Below are 24,524 nucleotides of genomic sequence, written 5' to 3'. Positions count from 1 at the left end.
GGAAGTTGCGATTAAGTGGTCCGCAGCTCCCGATATGACGCCCCAAACCGTCCTTTATCGACGTCCTGTGGCTCAATTTTCCAATTTTCAGCCCAAAATCGTCTCTTCGTGGCTGATTTTGGCCCTGTTTCAGGCTAATTTCCTCATTTCAGGTAGATCTCGCCTGTGCCCGTATCAATTGGTCAACTCGAACCAGGTTCGCCAGGGTGAATAACATCGCCAGTTGACTGTCATTTTTAGCCAGCCCCTTGTACCTGGCTTTGACGAAACCAAACTGACATTTTACTATCCGAAATGGATGCTCAACCTTCGCTCGGATACTCGCTTTCAGGTATTCGTAACGGATGGCCAGCTTGTTCTTGCGCGGGTGTTGCTTCAATGCATTCACTTTGCCGGGACGCTTGGCGATAAGCCAGTCTGCGCTGACATCGCTGAGCTCATCGCGCTTTTCGGCCCCCTGATAACCAGCATCGGCTGAGATAAATTCTTCATCGCCATGCAGTAACTTGCCAACCTGATTGAGGTCGTGCTCGTTAGCCGCCGTGGTCACCAGACTGTGGGTCAGGCCACTTTTGGCGTCCACGCCAATGTGCGCTTTCATGCCGAAGTACCACTGGTTACCTTTCTTGGTCTGGTGCATGTCTTCATCACGGCTGTTGTGTTTGTTTTTGGTAGAGCTGGGGGCTTGAATGATGGTGGCATCCACCAAGGTGCCCTGGGTCATTAGAACGCCACACTCTGCTAGCCAGTGATTAACGGTACTGAAGATTTTGCGGGCCAGTTCATGCTGCTCCAGCAAATGCCGGAAATTCATGATGGTAGTGCGGTCTGGAATGGCTTTATCCAGTGACAGGCGAGCAAATTGGCGCATGGAGGCGATTTCATAGAGGGCATCTTCCATGGCCTCATCGCTCAGGTTGTACCATTGCTGCATGCAGTGAATACGCAGCATGGTTTCCAGCGGATAGGGCCTGCGACCATTACCGGCCTTGGGATACACAGGCTCGATAACGCCAAGTAATTTGTCCCAGGGAAGCAAGTCATCCATTCTGCCAAGGAAAACTTCTTTGCGGGTCTGGCGGCGTTTACTGGAAAACTCACTGTCGGCAAAAGTCAGTTGCTGGCTCATCCGGTTACTCATTCTGGGTTCAGGTTACAACACGATGATCTCACATCTCGGACTTATTCGCACCTTCCCTATCTCCACGTCCAGTGCGGTTGCCACCAGATTTACGTCAGATAAATAGTTCTGATAATTGAAAAAGGCGATTTTATGCGGATGTTTTTTCAGTGGCGTGAGCGATTTAAGCAAATCCAGCGCGGACGTGAGAATACGTACTACCGGAATTTTGGTTACGCGATCGATATAGTCCGCCGTACCGCCACGGCTGATAATGATGTCATAAAAATCAGGGTCGAGATTTCGCGCAATCCCCGCGGCTTTTTCCAGGCTTCCGTGAAAAACATGGCAGTTAAAAATACCGGCGCACTGCTCAGTCACCACGGCTGCCAGTGCCGGATAGGGGGTTATTAAGGCCAGATTCGGTAACGTTTTATGTGACATAAATCACCATGGAAAATTTGTGGCTATCACAAACCAATATCACAACTGTTATGAATTTCAAAATTGAAAGCCATTTTTCTTTCTCTCAGATAAATAGCAAAATGCAATAAATCTATTTGTTTCATTTGGTTAGATTAAATACTTCCGATTTATTCATTCCTGGCACACATATTGGATTAGACAATCTATAAGGCAAGCGGCCTTGTGCTCTATCTAATAAAAAAGTGAGGGAAGGAATGAACAAACAGTCTGGTGTATTAAGCGGTGTTCGTGTGCTGGATTTAACCCGGGTGCTGGCTGGCCCTTATTGCGGAATGATGCTGGCGGATTTTGGCGCGGATGTGATTAAAATCGAATTGCCGGGGAAAGGGGATGATTCACGGGCCAACGCGCCGCAAATTAATGGCGAAAGCGCCTACTTTATGAATTTAAACCGCAATAAGCGCGGAATGACGCTGAATCTTAAATCTGAAGAAGGTCGGCAGATATTTCTCGATTTAGTTCGCGACAGCGATGTGGTTCTGGAAAACTACCGTCCGGGTGTGATGGAAAAACTGGGACTTGGCTATGAGGATTTGCGTAAGGTGAATCCAGCGATTATTTACGGCGCCGTTTCCGGCTTTGGTCATACCGGCCCGTATTCGAAACGCGCGGGTTACGACATCATCGGCCAGGCCATGAGCGGACTGATGAGCACCACCGGTTGGCCTGATACGCCGCCTACGCGCACCGGGACTGCTATTGCGGATGTGGTCGGGGGGATGAGTTGCGCTATTGGCGTGCTTGCCGCTTACGTCAATCGCCTGAAAACCGGTGTCGGCGAAAAAGTGGATATTGCGCTGGTCGATTCGATGGTGTCGTCGCTGGAAATTATCAACATTATTTACCTTAATACAGGACGTATTCCGACACGTATTGGTAACCGCTATGAAGCGATTTATCCGTATGACTCTTTCCAGGCGCGTGACGGTTACGTCATTATTGCCTGCGGCAACGACAAATTATATGGCCTGCTGAAAAACGTTCTGCAAATCAGCGCGCTGGAAGATGAGAAATTTAAATCTAACCTCGACCGCGTCGCTCATCACGCCGAGCTGAAAGACATTATCGAATGCTGGACCCGCGATTTAGATATCGACACCATCGTGTCGATGCTACTGGATGCCGGTATACCTTCTGCGCCGATCAATACCATCGACCGCGTGACTCAGGATCCGCATATTGCTGGTGCCCGCGAAATGTTTGTCGATATTGAACACCCCGTCGCCGGGAAAATTACCATGACCGGCAATCAGGTTAAATTCACGAACAACAAGGCGACCATCAGAATGCCTGCGCCCACGCTTGGTCAACATAATTACGAAGTGCTTAAAGAACGTCTGGGCTATTCAGATGAAAAAATTGAGCAGCTTATTCGTTCCGGCGTTCTGTAAGGGGTTCTGCCATGTCGACATTTATCCAGATTACTGAAGTCGGGCCAAGAGATGGTTTTCAGAACATCAAAGCGTTTATTCCTACCGATTTAAAAATAAAAATTATCGATCGTCTGGTCGAGTCGGGGATCGGCGCGATGGAAATCACCTCAATGGTTAGCCCTAAGGCGATTCCACAAATGAGCGATGCCCGTGAGGTTATTCAGCATGTTCTGAACACGCATCCGCATATTATTCCGTCAGTGTTAGTACCGAACGTGAAGGGGGCCAGTCTCGCCAGTGAGGCCGGCATTAAAAATATTAACTATGTGGTTTCGGTCAGTCCGGCGCATAACAAGGCCAACATTAACCTGACGCATGCCGAGTCGCTGGAGGATCTTTATAAAATTCGCCACACGTTCCCGGATATGACTATTACGCTGTCGCTGGCGACGGTATTTGGCTGCCCGTTTATTGGCGAGACCAGTCGTGAAACGCTGATGGATATGATCAAGTTTGCCGATGATCTCGGGATTTCGGCGGTAACCCTGTGCGACACCATCGGCGTCGCCAATCCGACTCAGACATTATCTGTACTGCGCGGGATCCAGCAGAAATTCCCCAAAATGGACATTGGTTTGCATCTGCATAACACCCACGGTATGGCGCTGGCCTGTATGTTTGCTGGTGTTCAGTCGGGCATAACGCGCTTTGAGACCGCTGTCGGTGGACTGGGCGGGTGCCCGTTTGCGCCTGGGGCCGCCGGTAATGCCGCCACCGAGGATGCGGTGAATATGTTTAACCGAATGGGGTTCGATACCGGTATCTCACTGCCTGACCTGCTGGATATCGCAAACCTGATCCGCAGCACGATTGAACCGACGTTGTTGAGCAGTCTTTCGCGAGCCAGAACCTACAGTGAATTTGATTTTTGCAGCGAAAAAATCTGACCTCTGATACGGAAACAGACATGATGAATAATAATATCGGGAAGCCGAAGATGACCCATTACAGATGGTGGGTCATGAGTTTTATTTTTGTAACCTACACCGTAGCTAACGCCGATCGCGCAAATATCGGCTTTGCTATTCCGTTTATTCAGGAAGAATTTCAAATCTCAAATACCATGGCAGGACTGTTAATCAGCCTGTTCTTTGCCGGCTATGCGTTTTTTCAAATTCCTGCCGGGTACTTGATTAAGAAGTTCGGCATGCGTAATGCATTTGCGATGGGGATGTTATTAACCTCCGTATTTACGGGGTTGATGGGGATGGTGAATAACATTTTCCTGCTGAAGATCCTGCGTTTTATGGTGGGCGTCTGTGAGTCACCGGTGGTTATTGGCTCGACGGTGACTATCAACCAGTGGTTTCCCCCGAAGGAAAAAGGGACGGCAACCGGGCTGTTTCTGGCAGGATCCAAGTTTGGTCCACTGATCGTCCCGCCGCTGTGCGCCTGGATCATCACCGTCTGGGGATGGCGCTATATCTTTGTCTTCTTTGCCATTCCGGGGTTGCTGTTGGCGATCTTCTGGTATCTGATGGTTCGCAATAAGCCGGAAGAGAGCCGCTTCGTGAATGAGCAAGAGGTCGCTTACATCCGCGAAGAACAGCTTCCGGCGACGACTCAGGAAGCCGCCGCACCGGTCGTTCCTGAGTTCAATTACTGCTGGCTCGACAAGCTAATTCGCACAAAGCAGGTTGAAGAACTCTCCTGTTCAAAACAGGTCTTCCGCTGCTGGGATATTTATGGCGTCGCGCTGGGATACTTCTCGATGGTGGGGATTGTCAGCGTGCTGATGTCATGGCTGCCCAAGTATCTGATCACCGAACGCGGATTCGATCTGACGAGTTCTGCCGCACTGGCAGCCGCACCGTTTCTCGGGACGGTCATGGGCAACTTTATTGGCGGCGTGCTCTCTGACCGGGTGCTGAACAAGCGTCGTAAACCGTTGATGTTGCTTAGCGCCGGGGCGACGATTTTCACCATGTACTCGCTGGTTTATGCGCCAGAAAGCAAAATCGTTCTGTCGCTGATGCTGTTCCTGCTGGGGCTGATGCTGTCGCTGGGCTATTCGGCTTACTCGGTCTACGCGATGGGGCGGGCAAATAAAGACATTTATCCGATCGCTTACAGCGTGATCAACATGGGCGGGCAACTGGGTGGCATGTGTATGCCGCTGATCGTGGGTATTATTCTGGATGCTTACAACTGGGATGCGGTATTCATGGCGATGACCGGGTTCTGTGTTCTGTGCTTTATTCTGGTCTCCACGGTCATTGAACCGTTGTCGAAAAATATGAAGGTCAACTACCGGTAACCCGTAGGATACTGTGCGGGTAAGCGCGTGGACTGCTTACCCGCACGTTGAACGGCGCATCTGTAGGCGCTATCGCGTCAGGTCAATGAAAGGTATGAAACGGCACGCGCTGATTACAACTTTCCTGTTATGGAGCGCGGCCGCAGAGTTCATAAAAATTAGTGTTACCCCTCCTGTTCGTCATCGTTTTATCCGGGCGGCCTTTGGCGGCCTGCATAACTGTGTTTGCGCAAAGGTGATGATGTATGGTTGATCGAATGTGCGTTCCGCCACTGGCTTCACGACGGGTGAAGCGAACTCAAATTCGCTCACGCGATAAATGGGTTGAAACGGAGCTGTTTGTTGAGCAGGGCGTCAGGTATTTCTTTCATGTCACCGGAAAGTGGTGCGATATGGGGCATTATTGTGACGCGAACGGTTACACCGTCGGCTATTTGAATTTTGCCCGACTCTGGCTGCGTTGCCGCCACGAATCTGCGACCTGGTTTACCCTGATTGGTACTATTGATAAATCAACCGATACCATGTTTGTGATTGGCGACGGCACCCGGCTCAATAATGGCTGGATTGCGCCCCGCAGCGGTGAGTTAGTGGTGTTTGCAAATGATATGTCGGGGATGTACTGGAATAACTTTGGTTCCGTCGTGCTGGAAGTGTGGCGATGAAAAGTAAAGTCAATATCACCCGCGGATGACAGGCATGTCTGGTGGCGTAAAATTTAGTGTACAAAAGCAGTCGGTATTTGTGCGCTTCATCAGATTCTTACCAAAAGCTGGCAAAATTCAGCTTTTAAAATTGATCCATGTCAATTGATACGCACTTAATTTGCGTCGTTAAAAAATGTCCTTATTTACGACTTGTTTACCTTTATTGCGTTTATGGTGGCGGTGGTAAGACGTCTGATAACAAAGAAAAGAAGTGACGTTAGCGAAAATTATTGAAAGAGATCGTCGTAACTCTCTCTAAAAAAGCCAGTTATTGCCTTCAAAGTAAACATTTATCCTGGAAGTAACTTATTGGCGCATAGGAATTTTCAATAATCGTGGTGAATGTTTTGCCGGAAGCGCAGGGGCTGAAATGCACTGAATTAATCAGAACATGTAAATAAACCCTGACATCATTAGCCTGCTACGGGCTATCTTTCACTTGAAACAGCGTTCCATTTTAAGGCGTTTTCTTAACATTTCTATCACCCGGCTGCTGAAATTTTGTACGTTGACTTGTTATTCGACCAACTGCATATTCCTCCCCAGTTAAGACGACATAGCCTTCAGGAGCCGACGATGCCTTCCCGCGATTATCCCGATACCCGTAAAGCCAGGGGAACCCGTTCTAAAGATATGGTGCTGTTAAGCGCCCGTGTTGAGACTACGCTATGGGACTACGTTCGGGCGTTGGCGTTAGAAACGCGTAAAAGCAAACAGGACATTATTGCCGAAGCGCTCATGCTGCATCGCACCGCCAATGAAGGCGGCCGTGAATAAGTGCGGGCGGATTTTACAGGATGATGTTTTTACCTCTCTGGCGCGCCATGGCGTGTATTACTGTCACCGCATTAGGACTGACCCTGGTCGTGACAACCGTCTCGCTCATGACGTGGGAACTCAGCGTAACGCTCTTTCCCTGGTCAACCGCGACAACCAGTAAAATCGTCACGGCTTCGCTGCTTTACGAATTACTGGAGTGGATCCACCAGGTCCCCCGCATTATGGTCAGCGCATGTCTTTGATGCGGCACGCCAACAAACGCTTTTGTTTATAGAATTGCAGGGCGCTGATCGTCGCGGCGATAAATAACGCCAGCGCGCCGCACAGCGTGGCATCGGTAATCGCCTGCGTGCCACTGCCTAACAGCGTGGTTAACAGCGGACCCAGAATCTGGCCGATACCGTAGGTCAGCGTCACAAACCCGAGCAGGTTGAGGTTTCCCGGCACAATAAGCTGTCGCGCGAGGGTCATGACCAGCGAGGTGGTGCCCATAAACGTTGCGCCGAACCCCACGCTGCTCAGTACCAGCAACAGCGGAGAGCCGCTGGCCAGCGTCAGGATCACACAGGCCCCCTGAATTACCAGGTTTGCCGTCAGGCATTGCAGCACTCCCCAGCGTTTCGCGGCCCACAGCCAGGCGAAGCAGCCCGGCACAATTGAGACACCGACCAACGTCCACAGATGAACCGTCAGCAGTGGAGAACCCGCCCCTTTCGCCATTAGCGGTAAATAGGTGGCAACGATGATGTAACCGAATCCTGCCAGTCCGTAGAGCAGTGCCAGTAGCCACCAGCGCATCGGTTGCGGGTCACTTTTTGTCTGGGTGGCGGCAGGCAGCGCGTGGGCGTGGGACGGAAGCAGCAGCATCAGCAATATCGCCAGGACGGCCGAGAAGGCCGCCGCCCCGATCCACAGCGCGTGGGAGGAGAGCGCAAAGTGCAGACCAGCAATCACGTACTCGTTACCCAGCGCAATCCCGACGCCGACGCCAGAAAACAGCGAGGCAATGACAAAAGGATTGCGGGTATGTTGCAGCACCAGCGTGGAGCCAAAGATCAGCATCCCGGCGCTGGCGACTCCCGCCAAAAAGCGCACCAGCATCACCACCATGGGATTGGAGAATAGCGCCATCGCGAGGATCAGTGCGCCGGTCGCCACCGCTGAACTCAACAGCATAGGGCGTAAACGTCCCGGCAGATGAAAAAGCCCGAACGAGAACAACAGGCTGCCGACCAGGTATCCCGCATAGTTGACGCTGGCTATCCACGACAGTTCGGAAAACGTGAAGCGCCCCTCAGCCAGCAGTACGGGCAGCATTGGGGTATAGAGAAAACGGCCAATTCCCATGCCCAGCGCGAGGACCATCATCCCGAAAAGGGCGGTGCGCAGTGAATACCGGTCTGCGATGTGCGGTTGCTGGCTCATGCCGTACCCATTGTTATTTGTCGTGAGCGAAATGCGAGAGTAACAAATTTATAACAAATGGGTAAGGCGATGGCGGTATTATTGTGCGCTCTCAGACGTGAAGCGGTAAAACAGGTTGGGCTCTGCCACGATAAACAGCGTCCCCTGGTTATCCATCGCGATCCCTTCAGCCTGCTGTATGGTGTGCGCCAACCCGTGGTGACCTTCGGTTAGCGGCATGACGCCGAGAACGTTGCTGTCGGTTCTGACCTCTTTGAGCACTCGTGATTCGTGAGATAGGATCAGCAGGCTGTTCCGCTGCGGATTAAACTCCGCGCCTGAAATATCCTGCACATCTAGCTGTTGTTGCAGCGCATGGTCTTTACTGATGGTCAGATTGTCATTATTGAGCAGCCCCGTCACTTTATAGATCCCAATCGGTCTCTTTTCTTTAAAAAACCAGAATGTCTCTTTTTCACGTGACCAGGCGAGGCCCTCAAAACCGTCGTTGGTCGGGGTTTCATAGAGATTAAGCGTTAACTTTTTGACGATGTTGACCTGTGACTGCGCATTGAGGGTAATCACGTAGATGGAATAGTCACTTTCATCGCTGATGACAAATGTGTCGTTACCAATGAACTCGATCGTCTCCAGATCGCGAATAAAATCGAGTGGGATGGTACGCAGCAGTTGACCCTGGCGGGTTAATTCAATAATCGCGGCGGGTTTATTGATTGTGCTGAACAACGTATTCGTTTTATCGGACCAGGTGAGTGAGGAGACATTTTTTTTCACGCCCGCGATCTGTTTAGCGTCTATCGTCGCGCGATAATCGGCAAGGGAGTTATTGTCATTGTCGGGCATGGCGTTACCCGATATGACATAACTCGCCCCCGCAATGAGTAAAGTAAGAAGAAGCATGATTCGCAGAGGTGAATTCAGATATCGGGCGGACAATCTCATTATTCTTCCTTAAATAAAAACAAAGACATTAAGGGAGAAAGTATAAAGATTAATCTTAATGAATCCTTAAACGGGTGATAATTGCATAGTGATATTTATCATGGTTTCGCGGGGCAACGTGCTGGCGCGTCGAAGGTTGCCACACATTGCCAGTCGCCCTGCTCAAGGCGGTAGATCGATTCGGTGTGACCGGGGATCACCCACCGATCTTGTTCTCCGGGCTGGCAATGCAGGTAGACGCACAGTCCGCAGCCCCCGCGCAACTGGCGGGGAATGTCGGCGACCCGAAAGGTCACGCCTGCGGCCTGCAACGCTTTGCGGGTCTGGATCACGCCCACCGTCGAATGAAATAAAAACAGGTATTCCGTCATCCGCGCGTTCTCTGCCGCTGGCCGATCAGCGCCGCGCCGATGGCGCCGGCAAACTGCGCGTCCGGGTGGGTGTTTACCGGGATACCGACATGGGCTTCCAGCATCCTGGCAAACGCTGCGCAGTGGCTGACGCCGCCGGTAAACAGCAGTGGCCCTTCTGAAGAGAGTCGACCAATGAAGTTGGCGCTGCGCCGCGCCATGGCATTGATCACCCCCGCGAGGATCGCTTCCGGGGCGATACCCGCAGAGCGCAGGCTAATCACTTCGGATTCGGCAAAAACAGTGCACATACTGCTGATGGCGTGCGGCGCAACGCCAGCGGTAATGGTATCGAGTTGCTCCACGCTGGCGCCCAGGGTGCGCGAAATGACCTCCAGAAAGCGCCCGGTGCCCGCCGCGCATTTGTCATTCATCAGAAAGTCGGTGAGGTTACCGTCGTCATCCAGTTGGATCACCTTGCTATCCTGTCCACCGATGTCAATGACCGTGCGGGTGGCAGGTGCGAGCAGCCGCGCACCCAGTCCGTGACAGGAGATTTCCGTCACCTGCTTGTCGGCAAAATCAACCAGCTGGCGGCCATAGCCGGTTAAGGTCAGGTAGGGGCGCGTTTCCAGACCTTCCGCGAGAACCTCCCAGGCCTCGCGGATGGCATCGGCAGGGCGGAATGGCGTCGGGCACAGGAAACGGCGCTCAATCACACCGCCGGTGAGTAAAATGCCTTTGGTCGCCGTCGAGCCGGAATCAATTCCTATCGAATACGTCACGCCTGCTCCTCACAGCATTTCAATAAAGGCCGCGACGCGGGTGCTGAGCTGGCCGACATCCGAGGTAGAGTAGTCGGTTTCAATGGCGATATAAGGAATGTTGTGTTGCTGGCGAACATGGCGCTTAATTGCCAGTGATTCAACGGCATAGGTATGACAGGCCTGCAAAATCACGTCCACCACGCCGTCTGCATGGTACTCTTCCACCATCTGGCTGAGCAGCGTCAGGCGCTGATCGTTTGGAGAGATGCACGAACAGCCGATGGCGAGATATTTGTCGGTGAGCGCCTCGTATACGTCACCAGTTTCCGCGACGCACTGCTCGGTCGCCTTCGCGCCGGTACAGTTTTCGTATCCCACCACCCAACCGCCGTTTTCCTCAATGGCGCGCACCACTTTTTCTGCCGCGCCGCCGATCGGACAGCCGGTGATCAGAATACGCGGACGGGCGTCCAGTCGTTTACCATCCTGCCATGCCTGGCGCACGCGTTCAGCCATGCTGTTCAGTTCGTCGATAAGGGCTTCTTTATCAAAGCGGAAGGTCGCGCCGTACACCACTTTCAGGATATCGCTGCCGCTCAATGCAGGGGGATTAAGCTGCCCGAGACGATAGAAATTCGCCAGTGCACGACGCTCACGGTTTTTGAGGACAATGGCGTCACGCAGTGCCGCTTCGGTAACCGGCGTCCCAAAGCGTGCTTCCACAGCCTGTTGCAGACGCAGAATTTCTGCTTTCCACAGCGCGCGTGAGGCGGCATCCTGGCTGCTGTTTGGCAACTGCATGACGTGAACGGCTTTGAACTCCGCCATATATTCGTACATTTTCTTTTTGCCATCGCAGGTGGTTTCACCCACTACCAGGTCGGAAAAGTAAAAATAGGGGCATTTGTCGGTTTTGCCGAAACCGTAGCTGCTTTTGATCAGCGGGCAGAGGTTGCGCGGTAGATCTTTTTCGGCTTCTTCGATGGTTTCATCCGACGTTGAGCACAGCGAGACCACCACCGCACCCGCCGCCATCGGGATCTCCTGCGGCATGAAGGTGCAATAGGTTCCCACCAGCGGGATACCCTGCTCTTTGAGATCCATCACGGTGAGAAAGCCTTTCTGGCGGGCTTCAGAGAACTGGTCGAAAATGGCGGGCAGATCGGTGATAAGCGACATGGATTTTCCTTCCCCGTGACACGGGAGATGTTAAAAGTGCTCGCATTATAACCATGTCAATGTTATGGGTTTATTGATCTCCCGCCAGGTAAGGCATTATAAAATCTTCTTCAGATCCATCTCTTCCTGGATGCGCTCGCTCCAGGCCAGATGCGTGCGAATCGCCTCCTCAATGCCCGCGTTGTAGTACACAGGCCCTAGTTTTTCGCTAATGAAATCAATAAAAAACTCAGCGTCGAACTGTTCCAGCTCCAGTTCGAAATGATCGCGGCAGTAGTCTCTGAGCGCATCGCGCAGACCGTCGCGCTGCGCCGGGGAAAGGGTAATGTCAGCCATTTTTTCTCCTTAAAAAGTGGACAGTGCGGGCAGCAGTGAGGGAAGTTGCGATAACAGGTATAAGACCAGCCCGATCGTCCCGCCCACCAGCGTGCCGTTGACGCGGATAAACTGTAAATCTTTCCCGATGTTAAGTTCAATCTGCCGCGACATATCGCGGGCATCCCAGCTTTTCACCGTATCGCTGATGTGGCGGGTCAGGAAGGCGGCAAACTCCGGCGCCACCCGATGGGCGGCCTGCTCCAGATGGCCGTTGAGCGAAGCGCGCAGCGCATCGTCGGCGATCAGCGTTTCGCCAAACCACTGTCCGGCATGGGCGATTCGCTGCTTCACTCTGGAATCGTCGGCGTTGATATCCTGCTTCAGCCACTGACGTAAATCCGCCCACAGCTCGCCGAGGTAGCGGTTAAAGGCTTCATCTTCTTTCAGGTAATCTTTGATGCTTTCTGCCCGGTTCGCCATCTCCGGATCGTTTTTCAGTTTGTCGATAAGCCTGAACGTGGCGCGATCGAAGGCGTGGCGGATTTGATGCGCGCGATCGTGGCTGATGTCGTCGAGCAGCGAGTTCACCGCTTCCGATACCAGCTCCGCGCTGTGCTCGCCCAGCCATTCGGTAGGCAGAATTTTAGCCTTCAGCGGATGCTCGGTCTCCAGCCAGTGGACGATTTGCCGGGCGATAAAGGTCCTCGAACTGTCGCGCTGGAGGAGGGATATCAACTGGACGATCAGCGTATCGAGCAGAACCTGATGGCGATCGTTTTTGGTCATGCTTTCCAGCATCAGGGCGCTGGTGCCGGAGAGATCGACCTTATCAATCGCCTTATGCACCGCCCGTTTTAGCAGGCGCTGGATACGGGCATCGTCGGTCAGTTCCAGAAAACCGCTCATGATCTGCAACAGATGCTGTCCGACCCGCTGGGCGTTTTCCGGCTGGCTGAACCAGTTGCCAATCAGCAGCGCGGGTTCATGGCGGCGGATCAGCGCGACCAGGGACTGGGTGTCGAGGAATTTCTCCTGCACAAACTGCCCCAGATTCTCGCCGATGCGGTCCTTATTGCGGGGAATAATCGCCGTGTGCCGCGAAATGAACGGGAGAGGGACGCGGCGAAACAGCGCCACCACCGCGAACCAGTCCGCCAGGGCACCGACCATCGCCGCCTCGGCAATGGCTTTGATCCCGCTGACCCAAAAACCAGGCGGCAGGAAGAGGGTGATGACGAACGTAGTGGCCGCGATCAGCAGTAACGAAAGCGCCAGCAGTTTGGCGCGTTTGAGTTCAGCAATTTTATTCATACGCTTAAGGATAGAGCCAGACGGAGGGATAGTGCAAAAACAACCGGGGATCAGCCGGGGATCCAGTTGTCCCACGCTGGCAGTGTCCCTAACTCCGCGACCAAAAAATCAATAAACGAACGCACCTTCGGATTGCTGTATTTGCTGGGGAAATAGAGCGCGTAAAGGGTGTGCGTTTCGCAGGCGATCGTGCCGTCGAGCATCAGCGGGGTGATCTCCTCTTTCTGGATATGATCGCCAATCAGATAGGTCGGCAGATAGGCCACGCCCTGATCTTCCAGCACCGACTTCAGCAGGACCAGGCTGCTGTTGGCCTGGATCGGCATATGCAGTTTTAGCTGATGCAGGCGATCCTGCTCGTCGGCAACCTTCAGAACTGGGGTCAGGCCAGGATAAACCAGACAATCGTGATCGACCAGATCGGTACGACGCAGCGGCATCCCTTTCTTCGCGAGGTAACCGGGGGAGGCGCAGTACGCCCAGCGGATCGGCACCAGTTTACGCGTGGCATAGTTTTGCGGCGGGGCGGTGGAGATGCGCAGGGCGATATCGAAATCCGTGTCGTTCAGATTGACGAAGTTATCGTTGAGATCGATATACAGGTTCACATCCGGGTATTGGGTGCGATATTTGTCCACCAGATTGACCAGTCGGGAATAGCCGAAGGCAATCGAACAGGTAATGCGTAATTCACCTTGCGGATTATGATAATAACCAGAGGTAGTATTAAGCGTTTCATCAAATTCTTTCAGTAATTTATTGGCCCGGTTAAACAAATATTGCCCGGCGTCGGTCAGCGTAATACTGCGGGTCGTGCGCTTAATTAATGTTGTCCCCAGCGTATCTTCCATTGCCGCCAGACTTTTACTGACCGCGGACGGTGACACGTTAAGTTGCACCGCGGCTTCAGATAAACCTCCGCAGTCCACAATCCGGACAAAAAACTCTAAGTGCTTGAGAGAAATGGGTGCGCTCATTGTTTCCTTTTGCTCATAAGTGATTTGCAAAAACGGTACGAATAGGCCGTTACATTGGGTTTTGAAACATGTAACTATTGAATCACAGGAAACGACATACGCACAAAATGAAAAAATAACAACTTAAGTGAGGTGCGTCACAAATAGTAAGGAGGCAAAAACAGAACGTCGCCAAATTGTGAATTTACTCTCATTTAATTCCATTCTTATAAAAGGTACCGATTATGTGGACACGACTCGAACCCTACAAATCGTCAATTATTTTATTACTTGCTCTGGTGGCAGGTGGTTTATTAGGGATTTTAGCCCCCGCGTTTGCCAGTAAACTCCAGCCGATAGGTCAGATTTTCCTGAACCTGTTATTTATGATTATCGTTCCGCTGGTGGGAATCAGCGTAATGTCCTCTATCGCCAGTATGACCGACCTGAAACGCTTAGGGCGAATTATGGCGATTATCTTTATCGTTTCCATCGCGATGGCGTTTATTCCGGCGGCCGGCATCGTGGCGTTAGCCCTGTGGTACAACCCGGCGCAGGGGGTCACTATCGATCTCTCGCAGTCCGTACAGGCGGGCAGCGGCAAGATGGATTTTGTCAGCATGATCACCACCAATGACTTTATTGGTCTGTTTTCTAAGTCGAATATTCTCGCGCTGATCGTGATGGCGATCATTGCCGGGATCGCGATTGGTCAGTCAGAACAGGCGGGTAAACGTATTGCCTCGCTGCTGGACGATGCCAACACCGTCATTATGAAGATCGTGTCGATCATCATGAAGGTCGCGCCGCTGGGGCTCGGTTGCTACTTTGCGGCGACGATGGCCAGCCAGGATTCCGGGCTGCTGCTCACCTTTGCCCGGGCAATTGGTCTGTTCATGGTTGCCACGCTGGCTTACTACATTTTCGGCTCTATTCTCTACTCTTACATTGGCGGCGGCGTACCGGCGGTGAAGGCATTCTGGCGTCACGCCATTGAGCCTTCTGTCACGGCGCTGGGTACCTGTTCTTCGCTGGGCACGCTGCCGGTGACGCTGCGCGCGGGCAAAGCGATGGGGATTAACCCGGAAATTGTGGATGTCTCGATCCCACTGCTGGTCAACCTGAACAAAGGCGGCGTGGCGATGATTGCGGCGCTGAAGATCGTCTTTATTTACTCGGTGCTGGGGATCCCATTCACCACGGAAACCTTCTTCCTGACCATGCTGATCGCCGTGCTTTCCGCGATTATCGTCGGCGGCGTACCGGGCGGGGCGTTCCTTGGGGAGATCTTTATCGTCACCACGCTGGGACTGCCGATGGAAACCATTCCGATGTTGGTGGTGCTGGGTACCATTACCGATGCCCCGGCGACGCTAATTAACGTGATTCATGATTTGAATGCGGCACAAATTGTAGAACGCTTCTCCGGGAAAAAGTCGGTGAATGCAGAGATGAATGCGACGGCGACGGCCGCCGAGGTTTAACGCACGGATTAAGGATAAGAAGGTTATGAAAGATTCAGTGAAACTCGAAACCCAGTTGGTCATCGCCGGACGCGATAAACGCTATACCCAGGGCGCGGTAAACCCGGTTATCCAGCGCGCCTCTTCGCTGGTGTTTGATACCGTGAAGGACAAAAAATTCGCCACCGCCAATCGCGCAAACGGTGAGTTGTTTTATGGTCGTCGCGGCACTTATACCCACTTCGCGTTTCAGAAAGCGATGAGCGAACTGGAAGGCGGCGTCGGCTGTGCGCTCTATCCGTGCGGTGCGGCGGCGGTGACAAACGCGATCCTCGCGTTTGTACAACGTGGCGATCATCTGCTGATGACCGGGGCGGCATATGAACCAACACAGGATTTCTGCAATAAGATCCTGAGCAAATTCAACGTCGAAACGACGTACTACGATCCGATGATCGGCGCCGGAATTGTCGATCTGATCCGCCCAGAAACCAAAGTGGTGTTCCTTGAATCACCGAGCTCGATCACCATGGAAGTGCAGGATGTGCCGGGAATGGTGAAGGCTATTCGTGCGGTGAACCCGGAGATCGTCATTATGATCGACAACACCTGGGCGGCTGGCGTGTTGTTTAAGGCGCTGGACTACGGCGTGGATATCTCGATTCAGGCTGGCACCAAATACACGATTGGTCACTCTGACGGCATGCTGGGAACGGCGGTATCCAACGCCCGTTGCTGGGACCAATTGCGTGAAAACTCGTATCTGATGGGGCAAACGCTGGATGCCGATACCGCGTATAACGGCAGTCGCGGCCTGCGTACGCTGTCGGTGCGTCTGAAGCAGCATCAGGAGAGTAGCATTCAGATTGCCCGTTGGCTGTCGGCACGCGCAGAAGTGGCGCGGGTGAATCATCCGGCACTGCCGGAATGTCCGGGCCACGAATACTTCACGCGTGATTTCAGCGGCAGTTCTGGTTTGTTCTCGTTCGTGCTGAAAAAGCGACTGACGGATGAACAGTTAGCGAACTTCCTCGATAACTTCTCGCTGTTCCACATGGCTTACTCATGGGGCGGATTTGAGTCGTTGATTCTGGCGAACCAACCGGAAGAGTTGAACAGCATTCGCCCGGCCGGTGAGGTTGATTTCAGCGGGACGCTGGTGAGGGTGCATATCGGTCTGGAAGATGTCGGCGATTTGATTGCCGACCTTGAAGCCGGATTTGCCCGCATTGCTTAAAAAAACGGCCCCGCATGGCGGGGCCTGATTTTACTTCTCTGTTGCCAGTTCCGTTGCGTGATACTGGCGTACCCGCGTTAACAACCCTTTCAACGTGAATACCACCGCCACTCCCGCAATGACCGCCAACAGGTGAAACGGGATCCGACCGCCGTTAAACCACAGTCCGCGACCGATTTCGACGGAAACGGCCATCACCGCCAGTATGACCATGTTCAGCGAGGCCGACACGGTTCCTTTCGGCAGGTTGTTGGTAAACAGCGTGAAGCGGAACAGCGTCGGGAAGATTAGCCCAATGCCAAACGCATACAGACTGGTGCCCAACACCGACCACAGCCACACGTGAGGCCAGAGCAGGTTCCCGGCGATCAGTACAAACAGGCCGCTGAGCTGAATGGGCACCGCACGCCAGATAAAGCGCGGGTTGGTCGGATCTTTTACAAAACGAGCAACGACCATGTTGGCGACGATGACCGCACCGAATACCGGAACCTGTACCCAGGCGAACTGGGAGGACGTCATGCCACCCGCGTCGATCAGGATCACCGGGGAAACGGCGACCCAACTCATCATTGGGATGTAACTTAGCGAGATCGTGGCGACGCCAAAGAGGAACACGCGGTTGCGAAAGACATCGCGAAAATCGCGTACGACGCTGATCGCACTAAACGGCACCGCGCCGCGCTGGACCGTCTCCGGCATCGCCAGCAACAGGCCCATAAAGGCGATAAAACCCATTACCGCAATAATGGCGAACAGCACCTTCCAGTGGACGAAGTGCATCAGCGCCGCACCGGAAAGCGGGCCAATGATCGGCGCTACCAGCACGATAGAGGTGATGATTGCCATCAGCTTGATGGCTTTCGTTTGTCCGAACGCCTCCTGCACCGTGACATAGCCGACCGTCGCGATAAAGCAGATGCTGGTGCCCTGCACCACGCGCGCGACCAGAAACTGTGTCATTGAAGTGGTGAACAGCGTGGCGGTACAGGCGAGGGAAAAAATGAGCGCCCCCGTGACCAATACCGGACGACGACCGATCCGGTCGGAAAGCGGCCCCAGCAGCCATTGCAGCGCCATCCCTCCGGCGAGATAGAGACTGACCGCCGCCGGTGCCAGACTGACATCGGCGTCAAACTCACGCACGACGTTGATGATGCCCGGCTGAATCAGGTCCGTCGACAGATAGGCGGCAAAATCGTACAGAATCAGCGCCATCGGAAAGAACAGCGTCGTGGCGTGCCGCTTAAAAAACTCAATAATCCATTGCATACAAAACGAACTCCATGTGGAGAACCCCTTAACGGGAACAACGAAATTCAATACTGTCACAGGGACATCAGGCAGAAAAGAGAGAACAGCAGACTGCGGATGTACTGAATTTCATGTAATCAAAAGCACTGCCCATGAGAATCACAGACAGGGGAACACATTCTGACGCTTGTCAGAATGTGTAGCGATTACAGATGGTTATCAGCACATCACACCTCGGGAAAAGTAAGTTGAACGGAAAATATACACCTTAAGTGTCATTATAATTTGATGTTAGTCAATAGAATGGGCTGAATTCATTCAGTATCTCAATGAGCTACGGGAAGAGAAAGCGCCAGACGATCCCGCAGCCAAAGGCGATCAACACGACCCCGGCGAGACGTTCGATCCACACGATCCCGTGGCTTAGCCGTCGCTGGATAAACGGCAGGCCAATCCCCATCACAATCAACAGATCCCAGCACAGTACGACGCTGGTCATCCAGATCCCGCTGACGGCCTGCTGCACCAGCGTCACTGACGGGCCAAGCAGGGCGGTCATCAGCGCCAGATAGAACAAGGCGTTTTTCGGGTTGAGCAGCGACGAACCCAGCCCCAGCAGCACTTGTTTGCCCAATCCCGGACGCGTGGACTGGGCATCTGCGCCCGTCAGCGTTTGCGGACGACTGCGTAGCAGCAGGCTGCCGATCCACAGTAAATAAAGTGCGCCCAACAGTGCGATCAACGTGAAGAGCTGGGGAAGCTGACGGAGGATCCCCCAGCCGGCAATCGCCAGAAGGATATAAATGCCGTTACCGGTGGCGATCCCCAGGCACAGCCCGGCACTGCCGCGCAGTCGATAGCGAACGGCGTAGCCCACCAGTAAAAAGAAATCCGGTCCGGGGCTGAGCAGCGCCACAAAGTGAGCCAGCGCCAGGGCGGGAAAGGCAGGGGGAAAGAGTACAGACAACGGTTCCATAGTGACCTCAGTGTGTAAACCTGAGTTCACGCTACGCCCGGTGAAACGCTAATTATTGTCTGATATTGATCGCCCCCGCGCATACTGACGCGGTGTGGCGGCGGTATAGCTGACAAAGGTGCGGTGGAAATGGCTCTGGTCGGCAAAACCACTCTGATAACCGACGTCGGCGATATCGTCTCCGGCGCGCAGTCGCGTCCTGGCAAAATCGATCCGCGCGATGTTCAGATAGCTGCCCGGCGTCAGACCGGTGTCCTGCTTAAAGGTGCGAATCAGCGTCTCTTTGCGCATGCCGAACTCTTGCGCGATATCATCTAGCGACGGTGGAGAGAGCAAATTGTTGTGCAGCCGCGCTTTCAGAGACTGACTGGTCGCTCGCGTGCGCGGCGGATTTCCTGACTGCAAGGGGAGTGCGCGCAGCAGGAGACGGACGGCATCGATAAGCGGCGCGGTTTGTTGTTTCTCCATTAACGCCACAAGGTCGAGAAAGCGCTGAAAGCGTTGTGGATCGCGGATCACCGGGTTCGGGGCGAAAAACGGTGCAGGGATTGTCTGTTCGGGCAACTGGGCAACACACCAGTCCGCGTCCAGGTAGAGCATATGGTAGCTGCGACACTGTCCATCGACCGGATTACAGCTGTGCGGCACATGCGGTGGGATCACAATCAGATCGCCTGCCTGCAAACGGTATTCTTTGCCATCGCTGACACAGCAGGTTTCACCTTCCAGAATGGCCCCAATGGAGAGCTGCGGATGATGATGGCGCTTATAGGCCTGATGGCTGCGCCAGGTGCTGCGCAGCTCCAGCCATGCAAGTCGCTCATCGCGCCAGAACGATTGTGGAATATCTCGGGTGTGGGTCACAATTAGTGCCTCCGGCATAGTCATGCTTTGTTATATCACGGTACAAAGACTTACCGGACTTTCCGCAGAAGAGCTGCAGAGTGTGATTCACTGAATACGTTGTGTCGCGTTCAGGCCGTCCGGTAAGTCGAATGTTTACTCCATCGCGACTTTGATCGCCTCGCCCAGCTTCTGCATCACGTCCCGGTGCTTCTCGCTGGGCGGGAGCGCACAATTTATGCGCACGCAGTTGCGGTATTTCCCTGATGCGGAAAACAGTGAGCCCGGCGCGACCTGAATTTTCAGGCGGCAAAGCTGTTTGGCAACGCAAACCATATCCACTTGTTCCGGCAATTCGACCCACAGCATAAAACCGCCTTTTGGTCGCGTAACGCAGATGCCGCAGGGAAAATATTCCCGCGCCCAGCAGGTATAAATCTCCATATTACGCTGATAAATCTGGCGCATACGCCGGACGTGGCGATGGTAGTGTCCTTCCCGGACAAACGTCGCAGCCGCCAGTTGTGTGGCGGGAACGTTGGTGCCAATGACCGCATATTTCATATGCAGTAATTTGTCGTGATAACGACCCGGAGCGACCCAGCCGACGCGCAGGCCAGGGGCGACCGATTTAGTGAATGAACTGCAAAGGATAACCCGACCGTCGATATCCCGGGAGTGAATGGTTCTGGGGCGGGGATACTCTGTCGCCAGTTCACCGTAAACATCATCCTCGAAAATCACAATGTCGTGGCGTTGGGCGAGCGCCAGCACCGCCCGCTTACGGGCGTCCGGCATGATAAAACCGAGCGGGTTATTGCAATTGGGCACCAGGATAACGCCTTTGATCGGCCACTGTTCAAGCGCCAGCTCCAGCGCTTCAATACTGATGCCGGTATCCGGATCGGTCGGGATCTCAATCACTTTGATCCCTAAACCGCGCAGCAATTGCATGGTGCCGTAATAAGCCGGGGATTCCACAGCGACAATGTCTCCTGGCTGGCAGACGGCCAGCAGGGCCAGTGACATGCCGCTTTGACTGCCGCTGGTGATCACCAGATCGTCGGCGTTAACCACCGATCCGCCATCCAGCATCAGCCGGGCGATTTGCTGGCGTAGTGCGAGGCTGCCAGCCAGTTCATCGTAGCCCAGAACCGCACTCAGATTGTGTTGTGCTACGCGACTGAGTTCGCGCCAGAGTGGTTTCAGGCTGGGTTGGCTAACATCCGGAATACCGCTGCTAAGCGGGATAACCGATTGGTCGTGATGGCCTTCCAGCATGTTCAGTACCTGCTCCCATTGGGTAATCTCAACCGGACGCTGTACCGGACGCGACATCGGCGGGACCGGCGGCAGCGCTTTCTGAGGCGCGACGAAGTAGCCTGAACGGGGCTGCGGCGTAATGAGCTGCAATGATTCCAGTACCTGATACGCCTGCTGTACGGTGCTGATACTGACACCGTGCTCCTGACTCAGACTGCGTACTGACGGCAATTTCTCTCCGTGACGATACAGCCCTTGTTCAATACGCTCGGTCAGCAGGTTGGCCAGATGTTGGTAACGCGTCATGCTGTATCCCTCGAAGATGCCATACAGATGTAAAAACCAGTACAGACAGGTGCAAAATGTGCGATGCAGAGACAGTATTAGCGAATCTGTATGTTAAATAAAAGCTGTTTTTGAATCTGTATTGATCCACTCGAAAACCGCCAGAATACAGGCTCTGGTATGAGAGGGGGTGGAGTATGGAATTTCATGAAAACAAAGCAAAGCAGCCGTTTATTGGTTTTGTCCTGATCTGGCGAGCGTTTAAAAAATGGCATCTGCAGGCGCAAACCCGACGGATCCTGCAACAGATGAGTGATGAGCGACTCAAGGATCTGGGATTACGCCGGGATCAGATTGAATAGCGTGACTGTAGCAGTCAGAGGCTGGAGGTTGAACCCGTCCGGCCTTTGTTACATTCATAAAATTTATCAATTCATGCTTACAGACAGTGTGTTTCTTGATACTTATCCTGATAAGTATTATTTTCCTTTCGCTTAGAGAGGAAAGAGACATGACTGAAGATGAGCTGTTTGCCCGCCGCCCGTTGGGGATGCGTATGGCGATGGTCGTGCGTCAATGGCGGGCCATTATTGATGCGGCTATTACCGATACCGGCCTGACCCAGTCCAGCTGGACGGTGCTGATGCAACTGTATCAACTGGGCGATAACGTTTCGGTCAGTGAACTGGCACAGGTGCAGGGTATTGAACTGCCACCGCTGATGCGCACGCTCACACAACTGGAAAATCAGGGCTATCTGGTGCGTTCCACATCGCCTTATGACAAACGCATCCGTCTGCTAATGCTAACTGCGGAAGGCCGTGCCCGGCTGGTAGAGTTGAACCGGATGATTGAAGCCTATCAATGTCGCGTCACGCGTACCATTCCTGAAGCGGATCTCGCTTCCTTCAGCGCCACCTTAAATGTAATCGCCTGCAATCTGCGGACAATCCGCGAAGAAGATAATCAACACTAAAAACTATGATGACCCCAGAACAGAAGTTTGCCCGTTGGGTAAGGGTGAGTATTGCCGCTTTCCTTGCCATATTCGCCTGGTTTATCGTTGCCGATATTTGGATCCCGCTGACGCCAGATTCCACGGTGATGCGTACAGTTACGCCGGTTTCAGCACGCGTTTCCGGGTATGTTTCGCACGTCTACGTGCAGAACAACAGCATGGTAAAAAAAGCGATCTGCTTTACGAGCTGGATCCCACGCCATTTATCAACAAAGTCGAGGCCGCGCAAATCGCCTTTGCGCAGGCCAGACTGAGCAATCAGCAACTGGATGCACAGATTGCTTCTGCCCGCGCCAACCTGCGTACTGCTGAATATACGGCGCGTAATGACAAACTGACGTTCGATCGTTATCAGCGGCTAAGCGCGATGCAAAACGTCTCGCAGGCGGATCTCGACAGGGTGCGGACGACCTGGCAGACCAGCGAACAGTCGGTAACCGCGCTGCATGCCAACATCCAGAATCTGCTGATCCAACGCGGCGAGCGCGAAGACAGCCATAACGTGACGCTGCAAAAGTATCGCAACGCGCTGGAAGAGGCGCAGTTGAATCTGGCATGGACAAAAGTGCGCGCAGAGACGGACGGAACGGTGAGTAATCTCCAGCTTAACGCCGGGCTTTACGCTACCGCCGCCACGCCACTGCTGGCGCTGGTCAGTAATCAGACGGATATCGTGGCCGATTTCCGCGAGAAGAGCCTGCGCCATACCCGCGTCAATACCGATGCCGCCGTGGTGTTTGATGCCATGCCGGGTAAAGTGTTCCGTGCGCGTGTGACCAGCAGCGATGCGGGGATCCTCGCCGGACAGGAAGAGGTCAACGGTCAACTGTCGCAGCCAGAGCAATCCACCCGTTGGGTGCGCGATGCGCAGCGGATGCGTATTCACGTGACGCTGAGTGAACCACTGGACAAACCGTTACCGACCGGTGCCCGCGCCACGGTGCAGTTGTATAACAGCGAAGGCCCCTTTGCCCGTACTTTTGCTGGCGCGCAAATCCGCCTGGTCAGTTGGCTGCATTATGTCTATTAACACCCTGGCGCGCGTATTCACGCCACATGACAACATCGTCTATACAGCCAACGACTTTCGCCAGACTCTACGGATAGCCGTTGCCGGGACGATCGCGCTAAGTATTTCGACCTTTTACAACGTCCAGTACGGCGTTTTCTTCGTGGTCTATCCGTTGATGCTGATGTCGCTGGTACCGGTGTTTAACCGCCACGTAGCGCGGCAGTTTGTGTTCAGTGCGGCGGTGAACTGCGTCGAAATGGTATTGATTGTCGGTTATCTCTCGCAGTGGCCAGTGATCATGACGCTGGTGGTGTTTGGCCTTTACGTGATGCGCTTTCGCTTTATGAGCAAGGGGCCGCTGTTTCTGCTGGGGTCAATGGGTGTGGTCTGCCAGAGTACGATGCTCAATTTTATGAGCTATCCCACCACAGACTGGCACACGCTGATGTTTTCCAACATGGAAGCCTGCGTGATGGCGGTAGCGCTGAGTGCGCTGCTGCACTATTTGATCCCCGATGTGGAACCGCGTAACTCGCCGCCGCGCATTGAGAAAGACGACGCCCGCATTCGCCACGAATCGCTGCTTTCCGGCACCGTGGCGACGATGATCTTTGTGATCTTCCAGATTTGCGATCTGAGCGATTCGCTGTCAGCGCTGATGGCGGGGATTTTGATCCTCTTTCCGATGCACTATCGCGGCGCGGTCCTGAGTTCCCTCTGGCGCGTCGTCGGTGTGGTACTGGCCTGTCTCTATATTCTGGTGGTGCAGTTACTGATTTATGATTTCAGTAATCACATGCTGTTAATGATGCCGCTGATCGGTCTTGGATTGGCTTTTAGCGCCCGTCTGCACGTCATGGAAAAAGTGGGTGCAGGCGTGGGGTTCGCCAGCATCACCACAATCGGTATTATGTTCGGCCAGAACCTGCACCCGAACAGCGATTTAGTGTTCAGCGACCTGTATCGCATCACCTCAGTCACCGTCGCGCTGCTGGCAACGCTGACGATGGTCTTTCTGGTCCACCGAATACTGAACTGCTTTGCGGCGATGCGGTTTGTGGTGGAGGGATAAGGGGGTTATCGAGCCAATGCCGGATGGCGGCTTTGCCTTATCCGGCCTACGGGGTAGGGCGCCCGATAAG

25 protein-coding genes and 1 pseudogene are annotated in these 24,524 nt (G+C 53.6%); 12 read left to right on the top strand and 14 right to left on the bottom strand.

Features of this window, described 5'->3' with window-relative positions; genetic code table 11:
- Positions 1-148: 148 nt before the first annotated feature.
- Together OGW13_RS23850 and OGW13_RS23845 are read right to left on the bottom strand one after the other, a co-directional pair.
- Complete coding sequence (locus tag OGW13_RS23850) at positions 149-1,129, bottom strand: IS5-like element ISEc68 family transposase (protein WP_000082736.1); 981 nt, start codon at positions 1,127-1,129, stop codon at positions 149-151.
- A 24-nt stretch (positions 1,130-1,153) separates the two neighbouring features.
- Complete coding sequence (locus tag OGW13_RS23845) at positions 1,154-1,564, bottom strand: PrpR N-terminal domain-containing protein (protein ID WP_287116564.1); 411 nt, start codon at positions 1,562-1,564, stop codon at positions 1,154-1,156.
- 236 nt (positions 1,565-1,800) lie between these two features.
- Between OGW13_RS23845 and OGW13_RS23840 the strand changes: the two genes are divergently transcribed.
- From OGW13_RS23840 to OGW13_RS23815, 6 genes are all read left to right on the top strand, one after another.
- Entirely contained in the window at positions 1,801-2,997 is a 1,197-nt protein-coding gene (locus tag OGW13_RS23840; protein WP_042999286.1) for a CaiB/BaiF CoA transferase family protein, read from the top strand.
- Between the two features lie 11 nt (positions 2,998-3,008).
- On the top strand, positions 3,009-3,926 hold the full coding sequence (locus OGW13_RS23835; RefSeq protein WP_287116562.1) for a hydroxymethylglutaryl-CoA lyase: 918 nt from the start codon (positions 3,009-3,011) through the stop codon (positions 3,924-3,926).
- 20 nt (positions 3,927-3,946) lie between these two features.
- A complete protein-coding gene (locus OGW13_RS23830) occupies positions 3,947-5,296 on the top strand; it encodes an MFS transporter (protein WP_042999288.1) in 1,350 nt (449 codons plus the stop codon).
- Between the two features lie 245 nt (positions 5,297-5,541).
- Positions 5,542-5,961, top strand: coding sequence for a hypothetical protein (locus OGW13_RS23825; protein WP_042999289.1), 420 nt, complete (start codon positions 5,542-5,544; stop codon positions 5,959-5,961).
- Between the two features lie 618 nt (positions 5,962-6,579).
- Entirely contained in the window at positions 6,580-6,780 is a 201-nt protein-coding gene (locus OGW13_RS23820) for a hypothetical protein (protein ID WP_042999290.1), read from the top strand.
- Between the two features lie 20 nt (positions 6,781-6,800).
- Entirely contained in the window at positions 6,801-7,025 is a 225-nt protein-coding gene (locus tag OGW13_RS23815) for a hypothetical protein (RefSeq protein WP_042999291.1), read from the top strand.
- On the opposite strand, the gene OGW13_RS23810 is transcribed toward OGW13_RS23815, so the two are convergent.
- The 8 genes from OGW13_RS23810 to OGW13_RS23775 all read right to left on the bottom strand — a co-directional run bounded on the left by OGW13_RS23810 (position 7,009) and on the right by OGW13_RS23775 (position 14,052).
- Positions 7,009-8,208, bottom strand: coding sequence for an MFS transporter (locus OGW13_RS23810; protein WP_287116560.1), 1,200 nt, complete (start codon positions 8,206-8,208; stop codon positions 7,009-7,011). The two genes, OGW13_RS23815 and OGW13_RS23810, sit on opposite strands and share 17 nt — an antisense overlap.
- Positions 8,209-8,286: 78 nt before the next feature.
- Complete coding sequence (locus OGW13_RS23805; RefSeq protein WP_287116559.1) at positions 8,287-9,051, bottom strand: SdiA-regulated domain-containing protein; 765 nt, start codon at positions 9,049-9,051, stop codon at positions 8,287-8,289.
- Positions 9,052-9,248: 197 nt separating this feature from the next.
- A complete protein-coding gene (locus OGW13_RS23800; RefSeq protein ID WP_044326776.1) occupies positions 9,249-9,521 on the bottom strand; it encodes a putative Se/S carrier protein in 273 nt (90 codons plus the stop codon).
- Positions 9,518-10,285: a putative 2-hydroxyacyl-CoA dehydratase activator YjiL gene (gene yjiL, locus OGW13_RS23795; RefSeq protein ID WP_044326775.1), complete on the bottom strand. Its 768-nt coding sequence runs from the start codon at positions 10,283-10,285 to the stop codon at positions 9,518-9,520. The genes OGW13_RS23800 and yjiL overlap by 4 nt, the downstream gene beginning before the upstream one ends.
- A 9-nt stretch (positions 10,286-10,294) precedes the next feature.
- Entirely contained in the window at positions 10,295-11,446 is a 1,152-nt protein-coding gene (locus OGW13_RS23790) for a double-cubane-cluster-containing anaerobic reductase (protein WP_042999296.1), read from the bottom strand.
- Between the two features lie 96 nt (positions 11,447-11,542).
- Entirely contained in the window at positions 11,543-11,782 is a 240-nt protein-coding gene (locus OGW13_RS23785; protein ID WP_042999297.1) for a DUF2164 domain-containing protein, read from the bottom strand.
- Between the two features lie 9 nt (positions 11,783-11,791).
- The gene (locus OGW13_RS23780) at positions 11,792-13,075 is read right to left on the bottom strand and encodes a DUF445 domain-containing protein (RefSeq protein WP_044326773.1); all 1,284 of its coding nucleotides are present in this window, start codon (positions 13,073-13,075) and stop codon (positions 11,792-11,794) included.
- Positions 13,076-13,125: 50 nt separating this feature from the next.
- The gene (locus OGW13_RS23775; RefSeq protein WP_044264488.1) at positions 13,126-14,052 is read right to left on the bottom strand and encodes a LysR family transcriptional regulator; all 927 of its coding nucleotides are present in this window, start codon (positions 14,050-14,052) and stop codon (positions 13,126-13,128) included.
- A 224-nt stretch (positions 14,053-14,276) separates the two neighbouring features.
- On the opposite strand from OGW13_RS23775, the gene OGW13_RS23770 reads away from it, so the two are divergent.
- Both OGW13_RS23770 and metC read left to right on the top strand, forming a co-directional pair.
- Positions 14,277-15,515 carry a dicarboxylate/amino acid:cation symporter gene (locus tag OGW13_RS23770; protein ID WP_044253866.1) on the top strand — a complete coding sequence of 413 codons (1,239 nt, stop codon included), beginning with the start codon at positions 14,277-14,279 and terminating at the stop codon, positions 15,513-15,515.
- A gap of 25 nt (positions 15,516-15,540) precedes the next feature.
- Positions 15,541-16,731 carry a cystathionine beta-lyase gene (gene metC / locus OGW13_RS23765; RefSeq protein ID WP_042999301.1) on the top strand — a complete coding sequence of 397 codons (1,191 nt, stop codon included), beginning with the start codon at positions 15,541-15,543 and terminating at the stop codon, positions 16,729-16,731.
- Positions 16,732-16,761: 30 nt separating this feature from the next.
- Here the strand turns inward: metC and mdtM are convergent, their stop codons facing one another.
- The 4 genes from mdtM to OGW13_RS23745 form a co-directional block, all read right to left on the bottom strand.
- Positions 16,762-17,994 (bottom strand): multidrug efflux MFS transporter MdtM, encoded by a 1,233-nt coding sequence (gene mdtM / locus OGW13_RS23760; RefSeq protein WP_162178929.1) that lies wholly within the window; start codon positions 17,992-17,994, stop codon positions 16,762-16,764.
- 325 nt (positions 17,995-18,319) lie between these two features.
- Positions 18,320-18,961: a LysE family translocator gene (locus OGW13_RS23755; protein ID WP_054176780.1), complete on the bottom strand. Its 642-nt coding sequence runs from the start codon at positions 18,959-18,961 to the stop codon at positions 18,320-18,322.
- Positions 18,962-19,009: 48 nt separating this feature from the next.
- Positions 19,010-19,825 carry an AraC family ligand binding domain-containing protein gene (locus tag OGW13_RS23750; protein ID WP_061069590.1) on the bottom strand — a complete coding sequence of 272 codons (816 nt, stop codon included), beginning with the start codon at positions 19,823-19,825 and terminating at the stop codon, positions 19,010-19,012.
- Positions 19,826-19,960: 135 nt separating this feature from the next.
- On the bottom strand, positions 19,961-21,373 hold the full coding sequence (locus OGW13_RS23745) for an aminotransferase-like domain-containing protein (protein WP_125339156.1): 1,413 nt from the start codon (positions 21,371-21,373) through the stop codon (positions 19,961-19,963).
- A 176-nt stretch (positions 21,374-21,549) separates the two neighbouring features.
- Here OGW13_RS23745 and OGW13_RS23740 point away from each other — a divergent pair, with 176 nt between their 5' ends.
- From OGW13_RS23740 to OGW13_RS23725, 4 genes and pseudogenes are all read left to right on the top strand, one after another.
- Entirely contained in the window at positions 21,550-21,714 is a 165-nt protein-coding gene (locus OGW13_RS23740; RefSeq protein ID WP_071888362.1) for a DUF1127 domain-containing protein, read from the top strand.
- A 149-nt stretch (positions 21,715-21,863) separates the two neighbouring features.
- Positions 21,864-22,328 carry a MarR family winged helix-turn-helix transcriptional regulator gene (locus OGW13_RS23735; RefSeq protein ID WP_042999305.1) on the top strand — a complete coding sequence of 155 codons (465 nt, stop codon included), beginning with the start codon at positions 21,864-21,866 and terminating at the stop codon, positions 22,326-22,328.
- 5 nt (positions 22,329-22,333) lie between these two features.
- Positions 22,334-23,400 (top strand): annotated as a pseudogene (locus OGW13_RS23730) (HlyD family secretion protein).
- Positions 23,390-24,454, top strand: a complete 1,065-nt coding sequence (locus tag OGW13_RS23725) for a DUF2955 domain-containing protein (RefSeq protein ID WP_287116556.1) — start codon at positions 23,390-23,392, stop codon at positions 24,452-24,454. Before OGW13_RS23730 ends, OGW13_RS23725 begins: the two are co-directional and overlap by 11 nt.
- The last annotated feature ends 70 nt before the right edge of the window (positions 24,455-24,524 follow it).

Origin of the sequence: Citrobacter sp. Ca225, from assembly GCF_030337175.1 — a bacterium.
GTDB classification, from domain to species: Bacteria; Pseudomonadota; Gammaproteobacteria; order Enterobacterales; family Enterobacteriaceae; genus Citrobacter_A; species Citrobacter_A amalonaticus.
Note: the sequence above shows the minus strand (reverse complement) of the source record. Positions and strands in the feature narration are given on the sequence as shown.